Source organism: Moritella sp. 24 (assembly GCF_018219155.1).
Lineage (GTDB): Bacteria > Pseudomonadota > Gammaproteobacteria > Enterobacterales > Moritellaceae > Moritella.
Map to the genome: position 1 here is coordinate 1,963,193 of NZ_CP056123.1, position 18,128 is coordinate 1,981,320.

At 39.0% G+C, this 18,128-nt stretch carries 19 protein-coding genes; 13 read left to right on the forward strand and 6 right to left on the reverse strand.

Going from position 1 to position 18,128, the window contains the following annotated elements; genetic code table 11:
• The first annotated feature begins 211 nt into the window (after positions 1-211).
• From HWV00_RS08860 to HWV00_RS08885, 6 genes are all read left to right on the forward strand, one after another.
• Complete coding sequence (locus tag HWV00_RS08860; RefSeq protein WP_211685725.1) at positions 212-439, forward strand: FeoA family protein; 228 nt, start codon at positions 212-214, stop codon at positions 437-439.
• Positions 439-2,751 (forward strand): Fe(2+) transporter permease subunit FeoB, encoded by a 2,313-nt coding sequence (gene feoB, locus HWV00_RS08865; protein ID WP_211685726.1) that lies wholly within the window; start codon positions 439-441, stop codon positions 2,749-2,751. Before HWV00_RS08860 ends, feoB begins: the two co-directional genes overlap by 1 nt.
• On the forward strand, positions 2,714-2,950 hold the full coding sequence (locus HWV00_RS08870; RefSeq protein ID WP_211685727.1) for a FeoC-like transcriptional regulator: 237 nt from the start codon (positions 2,714-2,716) through the stop codon (positions 2,948-2,950). Before feoB ends, HWV00_RS08870 begins: the two co-directional genes overlap by 38 nt.
• 222 nt (positions 2,951-3,172) lie before the next feature.
• The gene (locus tag HWV00_RS08875; RefSeq protein WP_211685728.1) at positions 3,173-4,375 is read left to right on the forward strand and encodes an NnrS family protein; all 1,203 of its coding nucleotides are present in this window, start codon (positions 3,173-3,175) and stop codon (positions 4,373-4,375) included.
• Positions 4,376-4,441: 66 nt separating this feature from the next.
• Positions 4,442-4,786 (forward strand): metalloregulator ArsR/SmtB family transcription factor, encoded by a 345-nt coding sequence (locus HWV00_RS08880; RefSeq protein ID WP_211685729.1) that lies wholly within the window; start codon positions 4,442-4,444, stop codon positions 4,784-4,786.
• Positions 4,787-4,961: 175 nt separating this feature from the next.
• Positions 4,962-5,843: an RNA polymerase sigma factor RpoD/SigA gene (locus HWV00_RS08885; RefSeq protein WP_211685730.1), complete on the forward strand. Its 882-nt coding sequence runs from the start codon at positions 4,962-4,964 to the stop codon at positions 5,841-5,843.
• A gap of 73 nt (positions 5,844-5,916) precedes the next feature.
• Here HWV00_RS08885 and HWV00_RS08890 read toward each other — a convergent pair whose 3' ends face one another.
• Both HWV00_RS08890 and HWV00_RS08895 read right to left on the reverse strand, forming a co-directional pair.
• Positions 5,917-6,816, reverse strand: coding sequence for a hypothetical protein (locus HWV00_RS08890; RefSeq protein WP_211685731.1), 900 nt, complete (start codon positions 6,814-6,816; stop codon positions 5,917-5,919).
• Positions 6,817-7,002: 186 nt separating this feature from the next.
• The gene (locus HWV00_RS08895; protein WP_211685732.1) at positions 7,003-9,450 is read right to left on the reverse strand and encodes a VolA/Pla-1 family phospholipase; all 2,448 of its coding nucleotides are present in this window, start codon (positions 9,448-9,450) and stop codon (positions 7,003-7,005) included.
• 629 nt (positions 9,451-10,079) lie between these two features.
• Here HWV00_RS08895 and HWV00_RS08900 point away from each other — a divergent pair.
• The 5 genes from HWV00_RS08900 (at position 10,080) to HWV00_RS08920 (ending at position 13,945) form a co-directional block, all read left to right on the forward strand.
• Positions 10,080-10,529, forward strand: coding sequence for an AAA family ATPase (locus tag HWV00_RS08900; protein ID WP_211685733.1), 450 nt, complete (start codon positions 10,080-10,082; stop codon positions 10,527-10,529).
• A gap of 175 nt (positions 10,530-10,704) precedes the next feature.
• Complete coding sequence (gene chrA / locus HWV00_RS08905; RefSeq protein WP_211685734.1) at positions 10,705-11,856, forward strand: chromate efflux transporter; 1,152 nt, start codon at positions 10,705-10,707, stop codon at positions 11,854-11,856.
• A gap of 153 nt (positions 11,857-12,009) precedes the next feature.
• A complete protein-coding gene (locus HWV00_RS08910) occupies positions 12,010-12,798 on the forward strand; it encodes a cobalamin-binding protein (RefSeq protein WP_255554982.1) in 789 nt (262 codons plus the stop codon).
• Complete coding sequence (locus tag HWV00_RS08915; RefSeq protein WP_211685736.1) at positions 12,799-13,254, forward strand: DUF5522 domain-containing protein; 456 nt, start codon at positions 12,799-12,801, stop codon at positions 13,252-13,254.
• Positions 13,255-13,276: 22 nt separating this feature from the next.
• Positions 13,277-13,945, forward strand: a complete 669-nt coding sequence (locus HWV00_RS08920; protein WP_211685737.1) for an ATP-binding protein — start codon at positions 13,277-13,279, stop codon at positions 13,943-13,945.
• 112 nt (positions 13,946-14,057) lie between these two features.
• On the opposite strand, the gene HWV00_RS21585 is transcribed toward HWV00_RS08920, so the two are convergent.
• The 3 genes from HWV00_RS21585 to HWV00_RS21475 all read right to left on the reverse strand — a co-directional run bounded on the left by HWV00_RS21585 (position 14,058) and on the right by HWV00_RS21475 (position 16,548).
• Positions 14,058-14,549, reverse strand: coding sequence for a prepilin-type N-terminal cleavage/methylation domain-containing protein (locus tag HWV00_RS21585; protein ID WP_304610860.1), 492 nt, complete (start codon positions 14,547-14,549; stop codon positions 14,058-14,060).
• 179 nt (positions 14,550-14,728) lie between these two features.
• Complete coding sequence (locus tag HWV00_RS08930; RefSeq protein WP_211685738.1) at positions 14,729-15,841, reverse strand: trypsin-like serine protease; 1,113 nt, start codon at positions 15,839-15,841, stop codon at positions 14,729-14,731.
• Positions 15,838-16,548 carry a hypothetical protein gene (locus HWV00_RS21475; protein WP_255554983.1) on the reverse strand — a complete coding sequence of 237 codons (711 nt, stop codon included), beginning with the start codon at positions 16,546-16,548 and terminating at the stop codon, positions 15,838-15,840. Before HWV00_RS21475 ends, HWV00_RS08930 begins: the two co-directional genes overlap by 4 nt.
• A gap of 141 nt (positions 16,549-16,689) precedes the next feature.
• Here HWV00_RS21475 and HWV00_RS08940 point away from each other — a divergent pair, with 141 nt between their 5' ends.
• Entirely contained in the window at positions 16,690-17,154 is a 465-nt protein-coding gene (locus tag HWV00_RS08940) for an ASCH domain-containing protein (protein ID WP_211685739.1), read from the forward strand.
• 147 nt (positions 17,155-17,301) lie between these two features.
• A complete protein-coding gene (locus tag HWV00_RS08945) occupies positions 17,302-17,505 on the forward strand; it encodes a cold-shock protein (RefSeq protein WP_006033612.1) in 204 nt (67 codons plus the stop codon).
• 137 nt (positions 17,506-17,642) lie between these two features.
• Here the strand turns inward: HWV00_RS08945 and HWV00_RS08950 are convergent, their stop codons facing one another.
• Positions 17,643-18,116 (reverse strand): glycine zipper 2TM domain-containing protein, encoded by a 474-nt coding sequence (locus HWV00_RS08950; protein WP_255554984.1) that lies wholly within the window; start codon positions 18,114-18,116, stop codon positions 17,643-17,645.
• Between the last annotated feature and the right edge of the window lie 12 nt (positions 18,117-18,128).

Here is an 18,128-nt window from a genome sequence, read left to right on the forward strand (position 1 = left end):
TATTCAGTATGATGAGCTGCATATATTCATTTATCACACATATATCCTCTTTATAAATCTACTTGTTATATAAAACTATTACTTTATGGTTAATTATTTTCCATTTTGGCGATTTCGTTTATATCGTATTGATCCATATCAATAGATATTTATACTGTACGAGTAAAATTATTACTAATAATAATCGTTCTCATTAGGATTGGGTGTAGATATGAAATTAGGGCTATTAAACGACGGTGTTGTCGCTAAGATTACCGATATGTCAGGGTTACCAGCAGATACGCGGAAAAAACTAATGGTGATGGGTGTACTGCCCAATACACCAGTAACATTAATTCGCCGTGCGCCAATGGGCGACCCGTTACAAATCTCGGTACGTGGTGTTTCGGTTGCTATTCGTAAGCAGTTGGCGCAACAGATTGAAGTTGAGGTGGCCTAATGTTGTATCAAATACTGACTATTGGTAATCCAAATAGTGGTAAAACAACCTTATTCAATGCATTAACAGGTGCTAACCAGCGTGTTGGCAACTGGGCCGGTGTGACAGTGGATAAAAAAACAGGACGTTATGGTCATGCTGGGGATGAATTCTTATTAACGGATTTACCGGGTATTTATGCGCTAGACAGCAGTAATGAAGTCAACAGTGTTGATGAAATGATTGCTTCTAAAGCCGCGTTAAATCATGCCGCAGACTTGATCATTAATGTTGTTGACGCTTCTTGCTTAGAACGTAGTTTGTATATGACGTTACAATTGCGCGAGCTCGGTCGTCCAATGGTTGTTGTGTTAAACAAAATGGATGTTTTAGCACGTCAACGTCAAGTTTTAGATATTAAAAAACTAGAGAAAGCACTGGGTTGCCCGGTATTAGCTTTATCTGCTAACGCGAAAGATGAAGTTAATAGTTTTAAACAAGACTTGCATTCATTAGCACAAAAGGGTGTAACAACAACGCCGTTGATAGTGGATTACGGTCAGGAAATTGAAGCGGTTATTCGTGATCTTGATGTACTCTTTATCGATCAAGACGTAGCGCCACGTTCATTGGCTGTACGTGCCTTAGAAAACGATACGTTAATTGTCGATCTGTTAAGTCTTGATAACATGATTAAGGTTGCAGAAGTAAAGAACGAGATTGCAGAGTCGATTGAAACCGATTTTCACATTGCCAATGTACGTTATACTTTTTTACATAAATTATGTAATAAAGTACGTCGTCAAGAAGGGAAATTAAGCCGCTCGTTCAGTGACAAAGTTGATCAAGTTGTATTGAATAAATACATTGGTATCCCGTTCTTCTTTGTTGTTATGTACTTGATGTTTATGTTCTCGATTAACATCGGTGGTGCATTCATTGATTTCTTTGATATCAGCTTTGGTAGTGTGCTGGTGGACGGTGGGCATTACTTACTTGATGATGTATTACCTGTTTGGTTAGTGACTATTATCGCTAACGGTATTGGTGGTGGTATTCAAACGGTTGCGACGTTTATTCCTGTTATCGGTTGCTTGTATTTATTCTTATCGTTACTTGAAAGTTCTGGTTATATGGCGCGTGCGGCATTTGTACTTGATAAAGTAATGCAAAGAATTGGATTGCCGGGTAAAGCATTTGTACCACTAGTATTAGGCTTTGGCTGTAATGTACCCTCTATTATGGCGACTCGTACATTAGAACATGAACGCGAGCGTCGTTTAGCGGCTGCTATGGCTCCGTTTATGTCGTGTGGTGCGCGATTACCTGTTTATGCATTGTTCTCTGCTGCATTTTTCCCTGAGCATGGTCAAAATATCGTTTTTGCTTTATACATTATTGGTATCTTAGTTGCTGTATTTACGGGATTGATTTTACGTTGGAGCTTGTACCCGGGTCGTAGTGATAGCTTTATCATGGAAATGCCGGATTACGAATTACCGACAGTGCAAAACATGCTTATTATTACGTGGCAAAAACTAAAACGTTTTGTGTTTGGTGCAGGTAAAACCATTGTATTAGTTGTCGCGTTTTTAAGTTTCCTAAATTCATTGGGTACAGATGGTAGTTTTGGCAATGAAGAAACTGAAAAGTCAGTATTATCACAAGTAGCACAGGTAGCGACACCGTTGCTTTCACCTATTGGTATCAAAGAAGATAATTGGCAAGCAACTGTGGGTATTATTACTGGTATATTCGCTAAAGAAGCGGTAATCGGTACCTTAAATAGTCTGTATTCAAGTGCAGAAGGTGATGATGCAGAATTTGATTTACTCGCAAGTTTAAAAGAAGCGGTGTTATCAATCCCCGCTAATTTAGCTGATTTAAGCTATTCAGATCCGCTGGGTGTTGATGTGGGTGATTTGACTGATATGAGTGCGGTTGCAGACGATCAAGAAGTTGATGTGACTATCTTTGGTAATTTAAAAGACAGCTTCAGTTCAGATGCCGCAGCCTTTGCATTCTTACTCTTTATTCTGTTGTATACACCTTGTGCAGCGGCTATGGGCGCATATGTGCGTGAATTTGGTCGTCCGTTTGCCGTGTTTATTGCGGGGTGGACGATGTTCCTTGGCTATTTTGTAGCGAGTATGTATTACCAAATCGCGGAGTTTGCGACACATCCGGCATCGAGTATGGGCTGGATAAGTTTCTTCTCTGTGCTAATGCTGATTGTTATTGCACTATTAAAGAAACAAGGTAACCAAGTCAAACTGGAAGAGGAGCAGGGCAAATATGATTTTAACACGCCTGAAAAATCATCTTGTTGCTAACGGTAAAACCACGCGAGTTGAGTTAGCCAAAATATTTGGACTCAGTGAAGATGGTGTTGATGCGATGCTAGGGTTATGGATTGCTAAAGGTAAAGTATCAAAAATAGTGAGTGAACGATCTAAAATAGCCTCGTTAGATAATGATGTTTATTATCGATGGAATGCAGAACGAGAACTCGCGATCACCGTGTTTAATTAAGATGTAATACACTTTCTACATAAAATGACATTCGTTATTTAATAAAAGGCAAATACTTGAGTGATTAACTTGGGTATTTGCCTTTTGTCAATTACAGCCCTTTTGCTAGCCTATATACTTATTATTAATCACACTAAATAGATGATCATTGCTTCCTGTGAAACCAGTGATGACTTATTTAATGCACTTCGTATTATTAAATTTTATGTAAAGGTTAAATCAATGCAAATTACAGACTTGGCAGTGGAACAAAAAATACTTCCTGTGTTGCGCCTTGGGTTCCGTCCTTTCTTCTTAGCGGGCGCATTATTCAGCATTATCGCGTTATTATTGTGGGGCGCTATGTTGTCTGGCTATCTTTCATTTCAGCCTTATGGTGGCGGAATGTGGTGGCACATACATGAAATGTTATTTGGTTTTGGTTGTGCGATTGTTGCTGGATTTTTACTGACTGCCATTCAAAATTGGACGGGTATTCGTGGATTATCAGGATTACCGTTATTAGGTCTATTTATGCTTTGGCTTGCTGGGCGAGTCGCGTTACTTTTACCAAACGTGTTAAACGATAGTGTTATCATGTTGATTGACCTAAGTTTTCTTCCTACTGTTGCTTATGTTTTAGCCAAACCTTTGTTAAAAATAAAACAATATAGAAATTTATTTTTTGTCCCTTTATTAGTGTTATTTACCGTTGCTAATGTAGAAATGCATTTAGCAAAACTTGGATTGGCTAACATGACGGTTACTCAAGCAGCTTATGCTTCTGTCATGTTGATGACCTTCTTAATGTCGGTGATGGCGGGTCGTGTTGTTCCTATGTTTACCGCTAATGGCACGAAAACAGCAAAAGCATTACCTTTGCCTTGGTTGGAAAAATTAGCAACGGGAAGCCTAGGTATCATTACGGTATTATTGCTCATTAAACCATTATTGAGTGCGCCTGCATTTGTATTTGGCGTATTGTTTCTGCTTTCTGGTGTATGCCAAGCGATCCGTTGGTGCCGCTGGAAGCCTTGGATTACCTTGGGTGTGCCACTATTGTGGTCTATTCACATCTCGATATTTTTTATCTGGACGGGCCTATTTACACTCGGTATGAGCTATTTTATTAATGTGCCATTTGTGAGTCATTTATGGCATTTACTGACTGTTGGTGGCATGGGTGGTTTGATTTTGGCGATGATCTCGCGTGTTTCTCTTGGTCATACTGGCCGTATGTTACAAGAACCAAAAGCCATGTTTTTAGGGTTCATGAGTATTTTTATTGCCGCTGTAATACGTGTGATTGGTCCTATATTTTGGGCTCAGCATTATCTTACGTTTATTAATCTTAGTATTCTTTTATGGTTAGTTTCGTTTGGATTATTTGCTTATCATTATGCACCTATGTTGTTTAAGGCTCGCACGGATGGTCGACCTGGTTAGAACCGTTTGACAGCTAAACAAGGTTTATATAGAGTGGCGGTCTGTATCATAAAAGTGAACTGAATAATGGATTTACTCCAGTTTTACAAGTGCTTAGCTGACGACACTAGACTTAAAAGCCTATTGTTGATCCTGCATGAAGAGGAACTATGCGTGTGTGAATTAACGCACGCATTAGAACAAAGCCAGCCCAAAATATCACGTCACCTGGCGTTATTACGTCAAAAGCAACTTGTTGTGGATAGACGACAGGGACAATGGGTTTATTATCATATCAACCCTAATATTCCAGAGTGGGCGCAAAAAATATTGGCTCTCACATTAGTGAATAACGTTGAATGTATCCAAGAAGAAGTACAGCGCTTAGTCGAAATGTCATCTCGTCCTAGCCGTACTTTTTTATGTGATTAGGGTTGTTAAATAGAAGCCTTTAATATTTTCATTTTAGATTATCTCTTTAAGTATACCCCTGCCAGGCTAACTTTCTGTTTTGATTTTATATTTAGTGATATCAACCACAATAAACAAGACTGCGTGTCACCTTATCGTGCTAGTATAACTATCGGGTCATAAACAGGGATGATTAATGAATAATATTACGAATAATGCTCTTGATGCGTATTTTGATGAATTACAAAAGTTTAGCCAGTTATTGTCTAAGCAGGAAGAGTACGATACCGCCGTTGCAGCAATGAACGGAGATAAAGATGCGCGAGACACGATGATCCAGTCTAATTTAAGATTGGTACTGATGGTGGCAAAAAAATATCAACATTATTCACTCGACTGGGATGAGATCATCCAAGAGGGGAATACAGGTTTAATGCATGCGGTAGATAAATTCGACCCCGAGCGAGGCTGTCGGTTTTCAACGTATGCAGTGTGGTGGATAAGAAATAATATTGAACAGTATATTATGAACCACGCACGTACTATCCGGATCCCTATCCATGTAACCCGCGTCTATAAACAAATTCTTAAAGCGTCATCTCAATTAGGCTTAGACCTTGATACCAATGAAGGTATTACAAAAATATCGCAAGAATTAAAGATTTCACCACGCAAAGTGCTTAATATATTAGGTCACTACTTTAACGAAGGTGAACTGGATAAAGAAATCCGGAGTGGCGATAATCTACTCGCGTCTTTAAAAGACCTTGTGGCCGCAGAAGCCAATTGCCAACCAGACATTCGTTACGAGAAGTGCGACTATTACGAATACATGGATGCATTATTAGAATATCTTCCCGTACGTAGTCAAAATATTATCCGCTTGCGCTTTGGTTTTAAGGGGCAAGACCCGATGAGCCTAGAAGCGATTGCACAGTTAATGGATATTTCTCGAGAACGTGTGAGACAAATTATTCGCAATGGTTTGAAACAAGTTCGTGAACAGTTATGCGCAAATGATTTGGTCAAAGAAGATTTTGATTTTGAAGCAGACTCTATTTGTACTATTCATGTATAAGTAATTAAAGTCAGTCACTTACAAAAATGACTGACTTTATTCTATTTAATTAACGACTAATTCATGCTGTCAATTAGGCTTTAAATGCCATATTCAACAAGGCGATTAATTTAGCAGGGTCTGCTTGATTTTGTGTTATCTCACCTAAAGTAACAGCTTCTTCTGGATTGATAGAAACGGTGATACTTTTCGGGTCATTAATAAACTTGATGAATGTTTCCGCTGCATTTTTTGCGAGTTTTATTTCTGCATCACTCAATTCATTATTCGCATTTTCAAGGTCTGCATCTAACATCACAGTGATCTTATCTGAGATGCGTTGTTTTAATTCTTCAACACTGATATCACTTGTTTGTGCTTCTTGTTCGATGAGACGTTTGATAAATGATTCATCTGTGTAGGTGAATTTAGCAGCATTAAGCTGATAGTTCGGGTAAGAAAATAGCAAGCTTACTGGTTGTTTTGGATCAAACTCGAAGTTAGCTAAGTTTAATGCGTAGTCCATTTTTCCCATATCTTTCGAACTTAAAGCAAACTCTAAATCCATCACGTTATTCACGTACGTATATTTAGTTGATAAGCTGATTAACATATCCTCGGTATAACCGAGTTCGCTAAGCTGTAGTGCTGTTTGTGGGTCAACTTCATCAATACTGATTGAAATCCCGCTAAGAGCGATATCTAAAGCAGTAGGGAACTCTGATTGAACATCTAATTCGTTAACCGTGATTTCACTAATCGTAATTGGTTTAGCACTATTATCAATCGGGCTAAGCACGACGTTGTGTAGCTGGATCTTTTGGGTGATAGGCTCAACACTCAGATCGCTATATTTAATATTAACCATAGGCTGCATTTCGATGATTTTCGCATCAATCTGTGTTGCTACCTTGTCTGTCATATAAAATTTACCGCCAGCATAGCTTGCTGCAAGCCCGGCGATAACAACGCCTGAAATTAATTTAATATTCATGATTTCACTTATTTGTTGAATCTAGGATGTATAAAGTTTTGTAAAAATATATATTGCTGTGTGGATTATGTATTGGTTATCAAATGATTGGAATAGTTCAACGGAATTTAAACGAAAAAACGAAGGCTTATCACTAAACCTTCGTTTTTATTGAGGATGTATTAACGCTATTGTTTAATTAACGGCTTAATCAAGTCGAGTAGATTCAAGAATAGTCGCTGTCTTTCCATCATCACTCGCTAGGAAGCTAGTGATGTGGCTTTGTAGTTCAGCTGTATACATTTTGTATGCTTCTGGATAAGCGGGGTTATAGGCAATCGCAGAGCTATGCTCACCTGCGTTTAATAAAGCCACTTTCTTATCTGTTGTATTATCTGTACCGATATTTGTTAGACCAAGCTGCGCTATTAATGGTGTTGTTCCTGCGACAGGCGAGTATGGTGCAGCATTTTTATTATCAGTATTCTCACCTGTACCTGTTGTTACAATATTAGGAATGACCATGTCATTTTTAACTTGTGCTAAGTAAACAGGGGTTGATGTATCGATATTACGTGCTAATGCAAATGGGTCTGCAGTTTCAAGTACTGTTTGCGCTGCCACTGCAAAGCTTTGGAATGTAGCGTCAATTTGAGCTTGAGCCCCAGGTGTCGCTGCTGCGCCAGCATAGAAGTTATTAAAACAAATTGTGTTACTTAACGAACCACAATATGCACCAGAGAAGGCTTGGTAATCAGTACTAGCAGACATCATTAAGCCATGCTTAACTGTACCACCAAATCCGACGGAATTAAGTAGTAGGTATGGAACGCTACCACCTGGATTAGCAAATGCTGCTTTATCAATAGCGAACAGTTCATTGCCTGATGGCATAGGGCGGTCAATAGTCGCTTGTAAACTAATACTTGTCATCGCTCCGAGTGAGTGACCAAATAGGCTTACTTTCTTGGTATCTAATAAGTCGAAGCTATTACCAAGATTTCCCCCTAAGCTTTTAGCGTAATCTTGTGCTGAACCAATAACACTAATACCAGCGCGTAATCCGATAAGGTCAGCAACAGCTTGACGCATGTTATCACGACCAACGGTTAAGTATTCGAAGTTCATGAATACATCGGCATTTGCACCATCAGTAACCGTTCCATCACTTAGCGCTCGTTCGCCATGTAAAGGCAAGTCAATTGCAAGTATCGCATAGCCTTTAATAAGCGCATTACCAGATGCTAAGATATTTTCTTTTATAGACGTAATACCATGTTGATAGATTACGACTGGTACGGGATTATCAGCAGTAACAAGTGCGCCATCTTTATCTAATGTAGGTGTAATTAATAAGAAGTTAATATCTTCAACCGCTTTAACTTGTGGTAAAGGACTATATTTTGTGATTAATCGTTCAGAATCAAGTTGCTTACCATCAACCGTAAATGATTGACCAACCAGTTTCAGCTGTTCTGTTGGATCCGCAAGATTACCGGGATCAATACCTGCTGTAATTAATTTCCCAGCAAGTTCATTTTTATTCGCTTCATCGCTTCCGTTTAGTACGCTAGAGATAATCGCAAGGCTTGGCATTCCACTTTGCCAAGGTATTTTCTTCCATTTATCCTCCTCTACATCAACCTCTGAGAACGAAGGCAATTTAATTTTACCTGTGTGTGCAGTGATTTGGCTATTTAAATAAGTTTCAGTATCTGTTCCTGCAATATCGACACCAGTTGACTTTAACATGATTGATGCAAGCGTTGCTGGTGCTAATTCTGTTGCCATTGGGTTGTAAAGACCGGTCAGATCTAAACCTTTTGGATTTGCACTGCCTTGCCAAATAGCACTTGCGGTTTCACCTAATGATATAGCTTCTAGCGCTTTTGCTGTTGCCATTTTGGTAAAGAACAGCGCATCACCAGCCGATGACGTAGTAAACCAACTTGAGTAAATAATGTTTTCATAATTCGCGATGCCGTAACCGTCCATTAAGCCTTCGGCTTGTAAAACGATTTTTTGCGGTACTTCTAACGCACCACCGACTTGAGAAATCTCTTTGTTTTTAAGCGCTGCATAGTTCGATGACATACCCAATTTTTCACCAGAACTGTCAACGAGCGCATCTGTAATCGCATAAATATAATCGCTGTCATGATCTAAGCTACCGTTTAGTGGTAATACGGCTAGAGAAGTACCTGTTGAGATGACTGTATAATCCTTACTGGCTTCTAAAGCAACAGGGTTACTCATCACATAATTATTGACCGTTACTTTAGCGATTTTTACAGCTGCATTAAGCAATGCTGTATTAGTTGTGAGTGTTACATTAGCTGGTAGGTCTAATTCAATCGTGAAAGGCTGTGTTGGACTCCACCCGTCGGTATCACCCATTGCAACCGCTGGGTTACTACGGTCAGTTAGATCACCTGTCGTCGGTATATCTAATGTACCATCTGATGTATTCATTAATAGATAAGAAGGTATAGAGATTTTCTTATTTGAAGACACGACATCAAATGCAATGCTTGATTGGCGATTAAGTGAATCGGTAATAGTGTCATCAATACGGAGAGCTGTAGAGTCATCACCGCAAGCTGTTAATCCAAGTGTGCTTGCAATGGCAAGAGCAAGAATTTTTTTATTTTTCATTAGTAACTCCGAATTTTGAATATAGTGATAGTGCACTTAGATGATGAGTTAAATGGGGATTGGTCTGCGGAATGCATCCTACTGTTATATTAAATCTACGCATTTACTCTCCTTGTAATCTGCTTTGTTTCAATTAACTATTCTCTCGTACAATTTAGATAACACCTTTACCACTAAGTAGTTATAATATGCTGTTTTACTTAGTGTATATTATCTATTTATAATGATTAATTAGGTCTGACCAGTAAATTCATTAGCTGAGAGTCTAGAACATTCATACTTAAGTGTTAACAGGGTGTCACGTATTGTGTGAGGCAGCGCAATATTAAATATGATTAATTTAACATTTGAGTAACAGTTTGATTTGTTTTTAAGTGTGGCTGTATGATTAATTATCGCTTTTAATCAATGGTATATGATTTTCCGTATTTTCAAATATAAAATGATATTCGTATTTTTATTGAATTTTGATGGGTTGTGATATTTCGTTACATTTAATCAACACTTGGTGCGGCGTTATTTTCAATGACTGTATTGTTTATAGCCGATGTGCGTATGTATCTTGCTTGATTTGTTTTAATGAGATTATTTATAATAAAGGCCTTTAGTTATTTACCATTTTGAGTCTTATGTCTTTGTTATCTGATTTGTCTCCATTTTCTGACCCTTGCTTAATTATTATTCGTGGTATTCCCGGTTCTGGAAAATCAACATTGGCTCAACGCTTTCTGCTGTCACTCCCAAACGCAGTGCATTGTGAGGCAGACCATTACTTCATTAATAAGCAAGGTCGATATATTTACGATAGTAAAAAGATAAAATTGGCACATCAATACTGTCAGAAAAAAATGCGTGCCGCATTACAAGCGGGGCAGTCCGTTATTGTCAGTAATACCACCATTAAAATGTGGGAGTTAACGACATTATTGGACATTGCCGCAGACTACAATATAGACAAACACATCATTCATTGCTGTGGAGAGTTTGTGAGTACGCATCATGTACCTGCTGACATAGTCGCTACTATGGCCTTAAATTATGAACCTTATAAAGGTGAAATCAGTTATACACCCATTTAATCCCTGCCCCCTTGATATCGCGTTTATCGTTAACAAAGGTATAAGCGACTGAGATAGTGTTTACTCCCCATACAAGAGCCTGCTAGCTTTCACTTTTGTCATATATCTGTAACAAAAGTGAAATATAATAATCACGCGAAATTGGTATCGCATAACAGCTAGGAAAGGCAAAGAAATGAAGCAAGTTTTGGAAGTATTTTGGCAGTTTTTTACATTGGGGTGGATCAGTTTTGGTGGCCCAGCTGCACACATAGGTTATTTTGAGAAAACATTCGTTCAAAAATTAAAATGGATAGATAGCGAAAGCTATGCAAGGTTAATTTCATTAAGTCAGTTTTTACCTGGCCCAGGCTCAAGTCAGATCGGTTTTGCTATCGGTTTACGTCGCGCGGGTGTTATTGGTGGTTTTACTGCTTTTATAGCATTCACGTTCCCTTCTGTATTGCTACTCTATATTCTAGCGACAACAAATGCCACACAAGACGCTGCATGGCTAGTGAGCATGACGCATGGACTTAAGCTGTTAGCAGTTGTGGTTGTTGCTGATGCAACGCTTAATATGTACAAAGGTTTTTGTAAAGAACGCAGTACGGTGACGATTTGTGTTGTTACTGCGGCTGTATTATTGATCGCGCCGAGTTTATTAACGCAAATGCTGGTACTTATTGCTGCTGGTATTGTTGGAATGCAACTTAAAAAACCAAGTGAAGCATCAACATCTGTTACGTCAAAGGGTCGTGTTAATTATTTACCACTGGCTATATTTGCGGTGTTATTTGCGGGATTACCGTTATTAACGAATTCACCAGCGTGGTTAACTGTTTTTGCTGATTTTTATCAGTCAGGTAGTTTAGTATTTGGTGGTGGTCATGTTGTACTACCTATGCTGCAGCAAGCATTAGGAGACGCTATTGATACAGACCGTTTCTTAATGGGTTATGCCGCAGCTCAAGCTGTACCTGGCCCAATGTTTTCGTTATCGGCATTTTTAGGTGCTGACTTGTTAGCGAGTTCACCTTTAGCGGGGGCGTTAATTGCGACAGTTGCTATTTTCTTACCGGGTTTCTTACTGGTACTTGGTTTCCATGGTGCATGGGAATCGTTAGCGGCTAAACCTAAGGTTGCTGGTGCGGTATGGGGTATTAATGCTGCTGTTGTCGGTTTATTGATGTCAGCCCTTTATAGTCCGGTATTTACATCTGCGATAGTAAGCCCTGTTGATATGGCTGCTGTGATTATTGGTTTCTTTGCACTACGTACATTGAAATTACCGATTATGGCTGTCGTTGCTAGCTTTATCGCCTTTGGTTATATCATGGGACTTTAAGCGCCATAGTATAAAGTAACCCAGCTATCGAGCAGAGGTATAATCTCACGATGGCTGGGTATTCAGGCTCTTATAAACAAGATATACTTTCGCCATTCGAATTAGACTGTGTATAAATAAATGAAGGATTACTACCCGAAACGGATTGTCTGTTTGACAGAAGAGACAACTGAAATGTTGTATATATTGGGCGAGGAATCTCGTATAGCCGGTATTTCAGGTTTTACTGTTCGTCCACCACACGCGCGACAAGCGCATCCTAAAGTATCTGCATTTATCTCTGCTAAAGTCGATAAAATATTAGATTTAAAACCTGATCTCGTTCTTGGATTTTCTGACATGCAAGCTGACATTGCGGGTTCACTAATTAAGCAGGGGATTGCGGTTCACATCTTTAATCAACGTTCTGTAGATGAAGTATTTAGTATGATCATGATGCTCGCAAGCCTTGTAGGTGCGAGTGATAAAGCGGCAATTTGGCTGCAAGAGATCGAGGCTAAGATAGAGCGAATCAAGCTGAACGCAGCTAAACATAGTCAACGTCCTAAAGTGTATTTCGAATTGTGGAATGATCCATTAATGTCGGGTATTCAATGGGTATCAGAGCTAATCGAAATTGCGGGGGGTGAAGAGTGCTTCCCTGACTTGGCTAAAGAGTCATTAGCAAAGAACCGTATTATTGCCGATCCAAGTATTGTGGTAGACGCGAATCCGGATATCATTATCGGTTCATGGTGTGGGCGTAAGTTTAAACCTGAGAATGTCGCTGCAAGAGAGGGCTGGGATACTATTAAGGCAGTAAAGAATAATCAGTTATACGAAGTTAAATCAGCCAATATTTTACAACCTGGGCCAGCTGCGTTAACTGACGGTTTAGATCAACTTGTTGCTATTATTGAAGCATGGCAACAACAAAATTCGAATGAAAGTGAGAACGTATAAATGGCAAAGCCAGTCGTCGATACCGCAGTGAATAATATCGAACAAAATGAAGTGAATAGCATGCAAGCAGAGCTAGTTAGTATTAAGAAAACCTGCTCACAGTGTCAAACCGAGTTTGGTTGTGGCGTGACTGCAGCGAGTGAGACTAGCAGTACTGAGCAAAGTGGTTGCTGGTGTCAATCGCTACCCGCAGTTATGCCGTTGGACGAGCTTAGTGATTGCTTGTGTCAATCTTGCTTGGCGAAAGCCGTGGGTGCAGAGATCATCAAGCAGTTAGATGCTGCTGGATCACCCAAGGCGCGTTTAGCCATTGCTGAACCTTATCGTCATCAAACAGAATTGGTTGAGAATGTCGATTTTACCATTGAAAATGGGCTGTACGTATTTAGCGAATGGTATCATTTAAAACGTGCACGTTGTTGTGGTAATAACTGCCGTCATTGTGCTTATAAATAAGATGAGAAGAGTGGGCTAAATCATGGATAAGAAAAGAACATTGGTGTCGTGGAGTACAGGTAAAGACGCTTCATGGACATGTCTGCAACTGGCACAAGATCCAACTATCGAGATCGTTGGTTTATTTTGCTCGGTCAATGCGCAGTATCAACGTACTGCGGTTCACTCTGTGCGTATTGAGTTGTTACAACGCCAAGCTGCGGCAATGAACTTACCGCTGGATATTATAGAGATTCCTTATCCGTGTAGTAATGTTGAATATGAAGCGATAATGGATGCGTTTGTTGAAAAGGCAAAGCAACGCGAGGTTGTTAACTTTGCGTATGGCGATTTGTTTTTAGCGGATATTAAAAACTACCGTGTGAATAACCTTGTAGGCACTGGCATTGACGCTATTTTTCCGTTGTGGGAGCGAGATACCCATCAACTTGCGCACGACATGATTGCTGGTGGCCAAAAAGCGATCGTGACTTGTGTTGACCCGCGTCGTCTGTCTGCGGATTATGTTGGTAAAGTCTTTGACGAGGCCTTTATTGCAAGCTTACCTGAAGAAATAGATCCTTGTGGTGAGAACGGTGAGTTTCATACATTTGTATTTGATAGTCCCTTATTTTCTGAGGGTATTGATATCAAAACCGGAGAGATTAATAGTGAAGGGCACTATACGTGGATAGACTTAGAATTGGCTTGATCGTGTCTTACATTTTATAAGCGTATTATTTTAAATTTGATTAGAAGCATAGTTAGAAGCATAGAAAGAAACCTGTTTGTTATTTCGTTTTATGCTTCTAATATTCAACTGACTAGCAATCCGTTGATACTACCGTTATCTCTGGTGGAATTTCGCTACTGCATGCTTCTTTATACTGAACATAGCAAACGGCTTCATCATAGCCCACCTTTACAGACCAGCAATCTGGATTTGATTTGTTTTCAGCAAAAACTTCAATACCGTCATGATCTAACGATATTAGCTGGACAATGCCATAACCTTTACCTTGTTCACCGATACTTTCAGGGTATTTATACCAAGAATCGACGAGTCCTAAATTCGTTTCGATAGCTCTATCTGCATCGATAGCTCTATCGGGGGTGTCTTCTATTATGCCTTTCATATGAACAATAGAAGCAACACTTCTCATATTACCTTCGATCGACTCTAAAACACTGACTTTAGCATCACTTGAAAGGTTGATAAATCGAGGAATAGCAACGGCTGATATTATGCCTAACACTATAATCACGATAACTAATTCTATTAAAGTAAAACCATGGTGCATTTTTCTATTAGGCATTTAGATGACTCGTTTAGTAATAACGGGGGCATTATGCCAGATGTAACATTTAAACTATACACTATTATATTGTTCACCTTTTATTTTAGTAATAAGTGTTACTTTTGTTATTGAATCTAATTCAACTGACAAGTACCGAAACAACGCCTCGTAAAGAAGGAGGCGTTAAAGCTAATCCGCTACAGCTTGTGAATGTAGATCCCAGAAAAGTCAGCTGGGTTTTTGATACCGTCTTTAATATCATTCTTGTTGGTTAGTTTAATGTTTAACTCCCCATCTGTAGATACCAATTCCGTGTATAGCACCTCATCGTTTTGAGTTCTGTCGTAAGCTATCTTTCTGCCTTCAACTTCAATATCGTATTTGACCGTATAGCGGGCATCAAATGATATTCTGTATTTATCGCCAACCATTGATTCGAATGACTCTTCAACTGAATTGGTGAAATATGGTGATGAATGGAAAACTTCTTGCAGGTTACTTGTTTCACTTTCCCACTCTGGTAGTGGTAAAGATTTGATGTAAGCATTATCTGCCATTATCTTTTCAATCTGCTCTAAGTAGTGTGACGCACTGATACCAGATTGACCCGTTTTTCTTGAGCCTACGGAGAAGGTCATTGCCATTGCTCCGACTAAATATATTTTATCATTATGTTCAACGTATATACCCGAACCACTGTCTCCACTTGCAATATCGGATTCATATTTGGTATGAGGCAACCCTGTATAACTAACATCAAGCCAGCCAGCTTTATCCCACGTTTTATAATCTTTATCTGCTCTGTGAGTAAAAGAGCCTACTATTTGTTGTCCACCACTGCGATTAGGTACGTAGCCAAGTTTACCACCTAGATCATAGCCAAATTTTCTAAAATCATAAATTTCAGCAGGTTTTATTATATCAAATGGTTTGTTTAGCTTAAATATTGCAAGATCTCGGTTTTTGCCATTTTTGTCTTTAATGATCCATTTTACCTCTCCCCAGGGATCATTAAACATATCAAGTGTTGTTTTTTGTTGGGCGACAAGGGTGTAATTACCTTCAGTTTTTTCTTCATATTTATTTACTGACCATCTCGAAGAGCTAACATGATTAGCAGTAATAACCCAATATGGGTCAATCAGTGTACCTGTACAACAACTGCCTTTTACAACAGCGAAACCATTTCCTTGCATACTATGTCGGAAACTACTGGTATCGTATAAATCAGCCCCTTTATCCAGTAAACCGATAGCAAATGAAGTGGTTGGGATAAGTGATAAAGCGGCGATAGTTTTTAATAATTTCATTGTACTTCCTCTAGTTTAACTGCTTCTAAAACTTGCCATTGCGTGCCTTTATAATCGTAATGACGATCTTGACGCTTAAAGTTAAACTGAACAGTTTCGTTGTTGTTTGTTGTCGTCACTTCAACTTCAACCTTGTTTATTGAGAAAAACTGATGACTACCTATGACTTGTTTTAAGAATTGTTCTTTACAGTTAGAAGCGGTACAAACACTCATTTTACTCGATGACTTCCAGCCCTTATGAAATAGTGTGACTATGTATCTTCCTGTGTTTGGAATCTTCACATCAAAGCCGAAACCATCACCTGTATTCTTTAATAAATGTTGAATACCAATGGATGTTTGTTCTGCGTTCACGTTTTGGAAAGATGATTTATGATTTTCATTGTTGTCGATAAAAGTATAATCATACGGTGAAATATATGAGGATTTACAGTCGCTAGCTGTTGCTGGCGTAGCGCACTTATGTACTGCACCGTTAATTAAATATGGCGCAGAAATATATTTATTCTCACCTGTGAAACTTTTCCCTCCATAAAATAAATACCAATCCATAGAGTTACTCACTAAATCGACGGATTCTTCAACTGTGGGTGTTAGCGTTATTTTTTTTAGAGCATCACGAATGACTATATCGTCATATTGGTTGCTTCCTGCTGTAGACATAAATGAAGTGAGAGCCAATAACGGCCATGCTTTTTTAATCATTAGATTTCCCTATTAATTGATTTCCTATATGATAAATACGCGTTAACAAGTTGTAAGTAAGCGATTGTAATTAATAAGAATAGGTCACGTTACTTGTCGGGTGCCGGATTCGAACTGACCTTAAAGTAATGAGAGGAACTCATGGAAGAACTGTCACAAACGTATCTGGATAAATACCTCAGTGCTCTAAAAGAGTCTGAACGCTCAAAATATCAATCATTCAGCTCAGACTATTTCTGTGGTGATGAACATAATGCCAACCTATGTGCTGAATTAATTAGAACAGGTCAAAAGACAGCAACTTGCAGCCTAAATCATTGGTATGAATCAGGTGAAGAGCCAATGCCAACCGTTAGTCATTTACAAGTTGTCGTTGACTGGAGTGGAAAACCAATTTGTATTATCGAAATAGACTCAGTTGTAATTTGTAGATATAACGAAGTAACAGCCGAATTTGCTTATGCAGAAGGGGAGGGAGACCGTTCTCTTGAATGGTGGCGTAAAGCTCATTGGAATTTCTTTGCTAGAGAGTGCGACGAATTAGGTATTAAGCCAAGTGAAATTATGGTGCTTGTTTTAGAACGATTTCATGTAGTCCATCAATAGATCATAAAATAAGGTTATAAATATAACCAACGAATATAGTTTGCATTGTGTAAACGTCGCTCGCACCTTTCAAGATCTAAACTGGACAAAAAGTCCCCCTCAACTAAGCTTAATTCGAAGATAAAACAAGTTGAGGAAAAAAGCGTTATGAGTCGAGGTACAGTTAAGTGGTTTAATGCTGACAAAGGGTTTGGATTTATTACCCCTGACGAAGGTGGTAACGACCTGTTTGTCCATCATTCCGAAATTCAAACGTCTGGTTATGCAACCTTAGAGGATGGTCAGAAAGTCGAATTTGAAGTAGGTAGCGGACAAAAGGGCCCTTGTGCAACGAATGTCACAGCTATTTAAATTAACGATTAATAAAAAGGGTTAATCTCTGACGTGGGATTAACCCTTTTTTACAGCTGTTCTATCTGTGCTAAAGTATCCATACGTATACTTTAGTTCTGCTGTTCTCACACCTTGTGGGACAATAAAGTCAGTATTTAAAACGGGACGACCCGTGCAGAACCACCTTGTTGGTTGACTTGAACAGCTTGGTCGACTCTAAATATCATATCAGGATCGACCTCTTGTACAACTGAAATTATTTTACCTGAATTAAGCTTAATGGTTAAATTAACCCCGTGACGTTTTGTTATTTCTTGTGCTGCTTGATTACCTGCGAAGCCACCTAAGATTGCTCCGCCGATAGAAGCGATCATAGAGCCTGTGCCACCACCGACTTTAGAACCGACTATTCCACCGACAGCACCGCCTGCAATTGTACCAACAGTGCTACTTCCTTTATCACCCTCAATGTTCACAGGTTTAGTACTAATCACGACACCATAGTTAACCGTTTGAACTTTTCGAGTGTCTGCAACTTCGTAGCTATCACCATAAGGATTGCTCGAACAGCCGAGATTAAATGTGCTTATAACCACTAAAGGTAACAGTAGATAATATTTTTTCATCATGAATCCTGCGCT

Excerpts from the sequence above, each read along its gene's own strand:
- HWV00_RS08900 (WP_211685733.1), top strand. The coding sequence starts at position 10,080 with ATGTCTTTGTTATCTGATTTGTCTCCATTTTCTGACCCTTGCTTAATT.
- HWV00_RS08880 (WP_211685729.1), top strand. The coding sequence starts at position 4,442 with ATGGATTTACTCCAGTTTTACAAGTGCTTAGCTGACGACACTAGACTT.
- feoB (WP_211685726.1), top strand. The coding sequence starts at position 439 with ATGTTGTATCAAATACTGACTATTGGTAATCCAAATAGTGGTAAAACA.
- HWV00_RS08920 (WP_211685737.1), top strand. The coding sequence starts at position 13,277 with ATGGATAAGAAAAGAACATTGGTGTCGTGGAGTACAGGTAAAGACGCT.
- chrA (WP_211685734.1), top strand. The coding sequence starts at position 10,705 with ATGAAGCAAGTTTTGGAAGTATTTTGGCAGTTTTTTACATTGGGGTGG.
- HWV00_RS21585 (WP_304610860.1), bottom strand. The coding sequence starts at position 14,549 with ATGCCTAATAGAAAAATGCACCATGGTTTTACTTTAATAGAATTAGTT.
- HWV00_RS08895 (WP_211685732.1), bottom strand. The coding sequence starts at position 9,450 with ATGAAAAATAAAAAAATTCTTGCTCTTGCCATTGCAAGCACACTTGGA.
- HWV00_RS08890 (WP_211685731.1), bottom strand. The coding sequence starts at position 6,816 with ATGAATATTAAATTAATTTCAGGCGTTGTTATCGCCGGGCTTGCAGCA.
- HWV00_RS08860 (WP_211685725.1), top strand. The coding sequence starts at position 212 with ATGAAATTAGGGCTATTAAACGACGGTGTTGTCGCTAAGATTACCGAT.
- HWV00_RS08930 (WP_211685738.1), bottom strand. The coding sequence starts at position 15,841 with ATGAAATTATTAAAAACTATCGCCGCTTTATCACTTATCCCAACCACT.
- HWV00_RS08950 (WP_255554984.1), bottom strand. The coding sequence starts at position 18,116 with ATGATGAAAAAATATTATCTACTGTTACCTTTAGTGGTTATAAGCACA.
- HWV00_RS08875 (WP_211685728.1), top strand. The coding sequence starts at position 3,173 with ATGCAAATTACAGACTTGGCAGTGGAACAAAAAATACTTCCTGTGTTG.
- HWV00_RS08945 (WP_006033612.1), top strand. The coding sequence starts at position 17,302 with ATGAGTCGAGGTACAGTTAAGTGGTTTAATGCTGACAAAGGGTTTGGA.
- HWV00_RS21475 (WP_255554983.1), bottom strand. The coding sequence starts at position 16,548 with ATGATTAAAAAAGCATGGCCGTTATTGGCTCTCACTTCATTTATGTCT.
- HWV00_RS08885 (WP_211685730.1), top strand. The coding sequence starts at position 4,962 with ATGAATAATATTACGAATAATGCTCTTGATGCGTATTTTGATGAATTA.
- HWV00_RS08870 (WP_211685727.1), top strand. The coding sequence starts at position 2,714 with ATGATTTTAACACGCCTGAAAAATCATCTTGTTGCTAACGGTAAAACC.
- HWV00_RS08940 (WP_211685739.1), top strand. The coding sequence starts at position 16,690 with ATGGAAGAACTGTCACAAACGTATCTGGATAAATACCTCAGTGCTCTA.
- HWV00_RS08915 (WP_211685736.1), top strand. The coding sequence starts at position 12,799 with ATGGCAAAGCCAGTCGTCGATACCGCAGTGAATAATATCGAACAAAAT.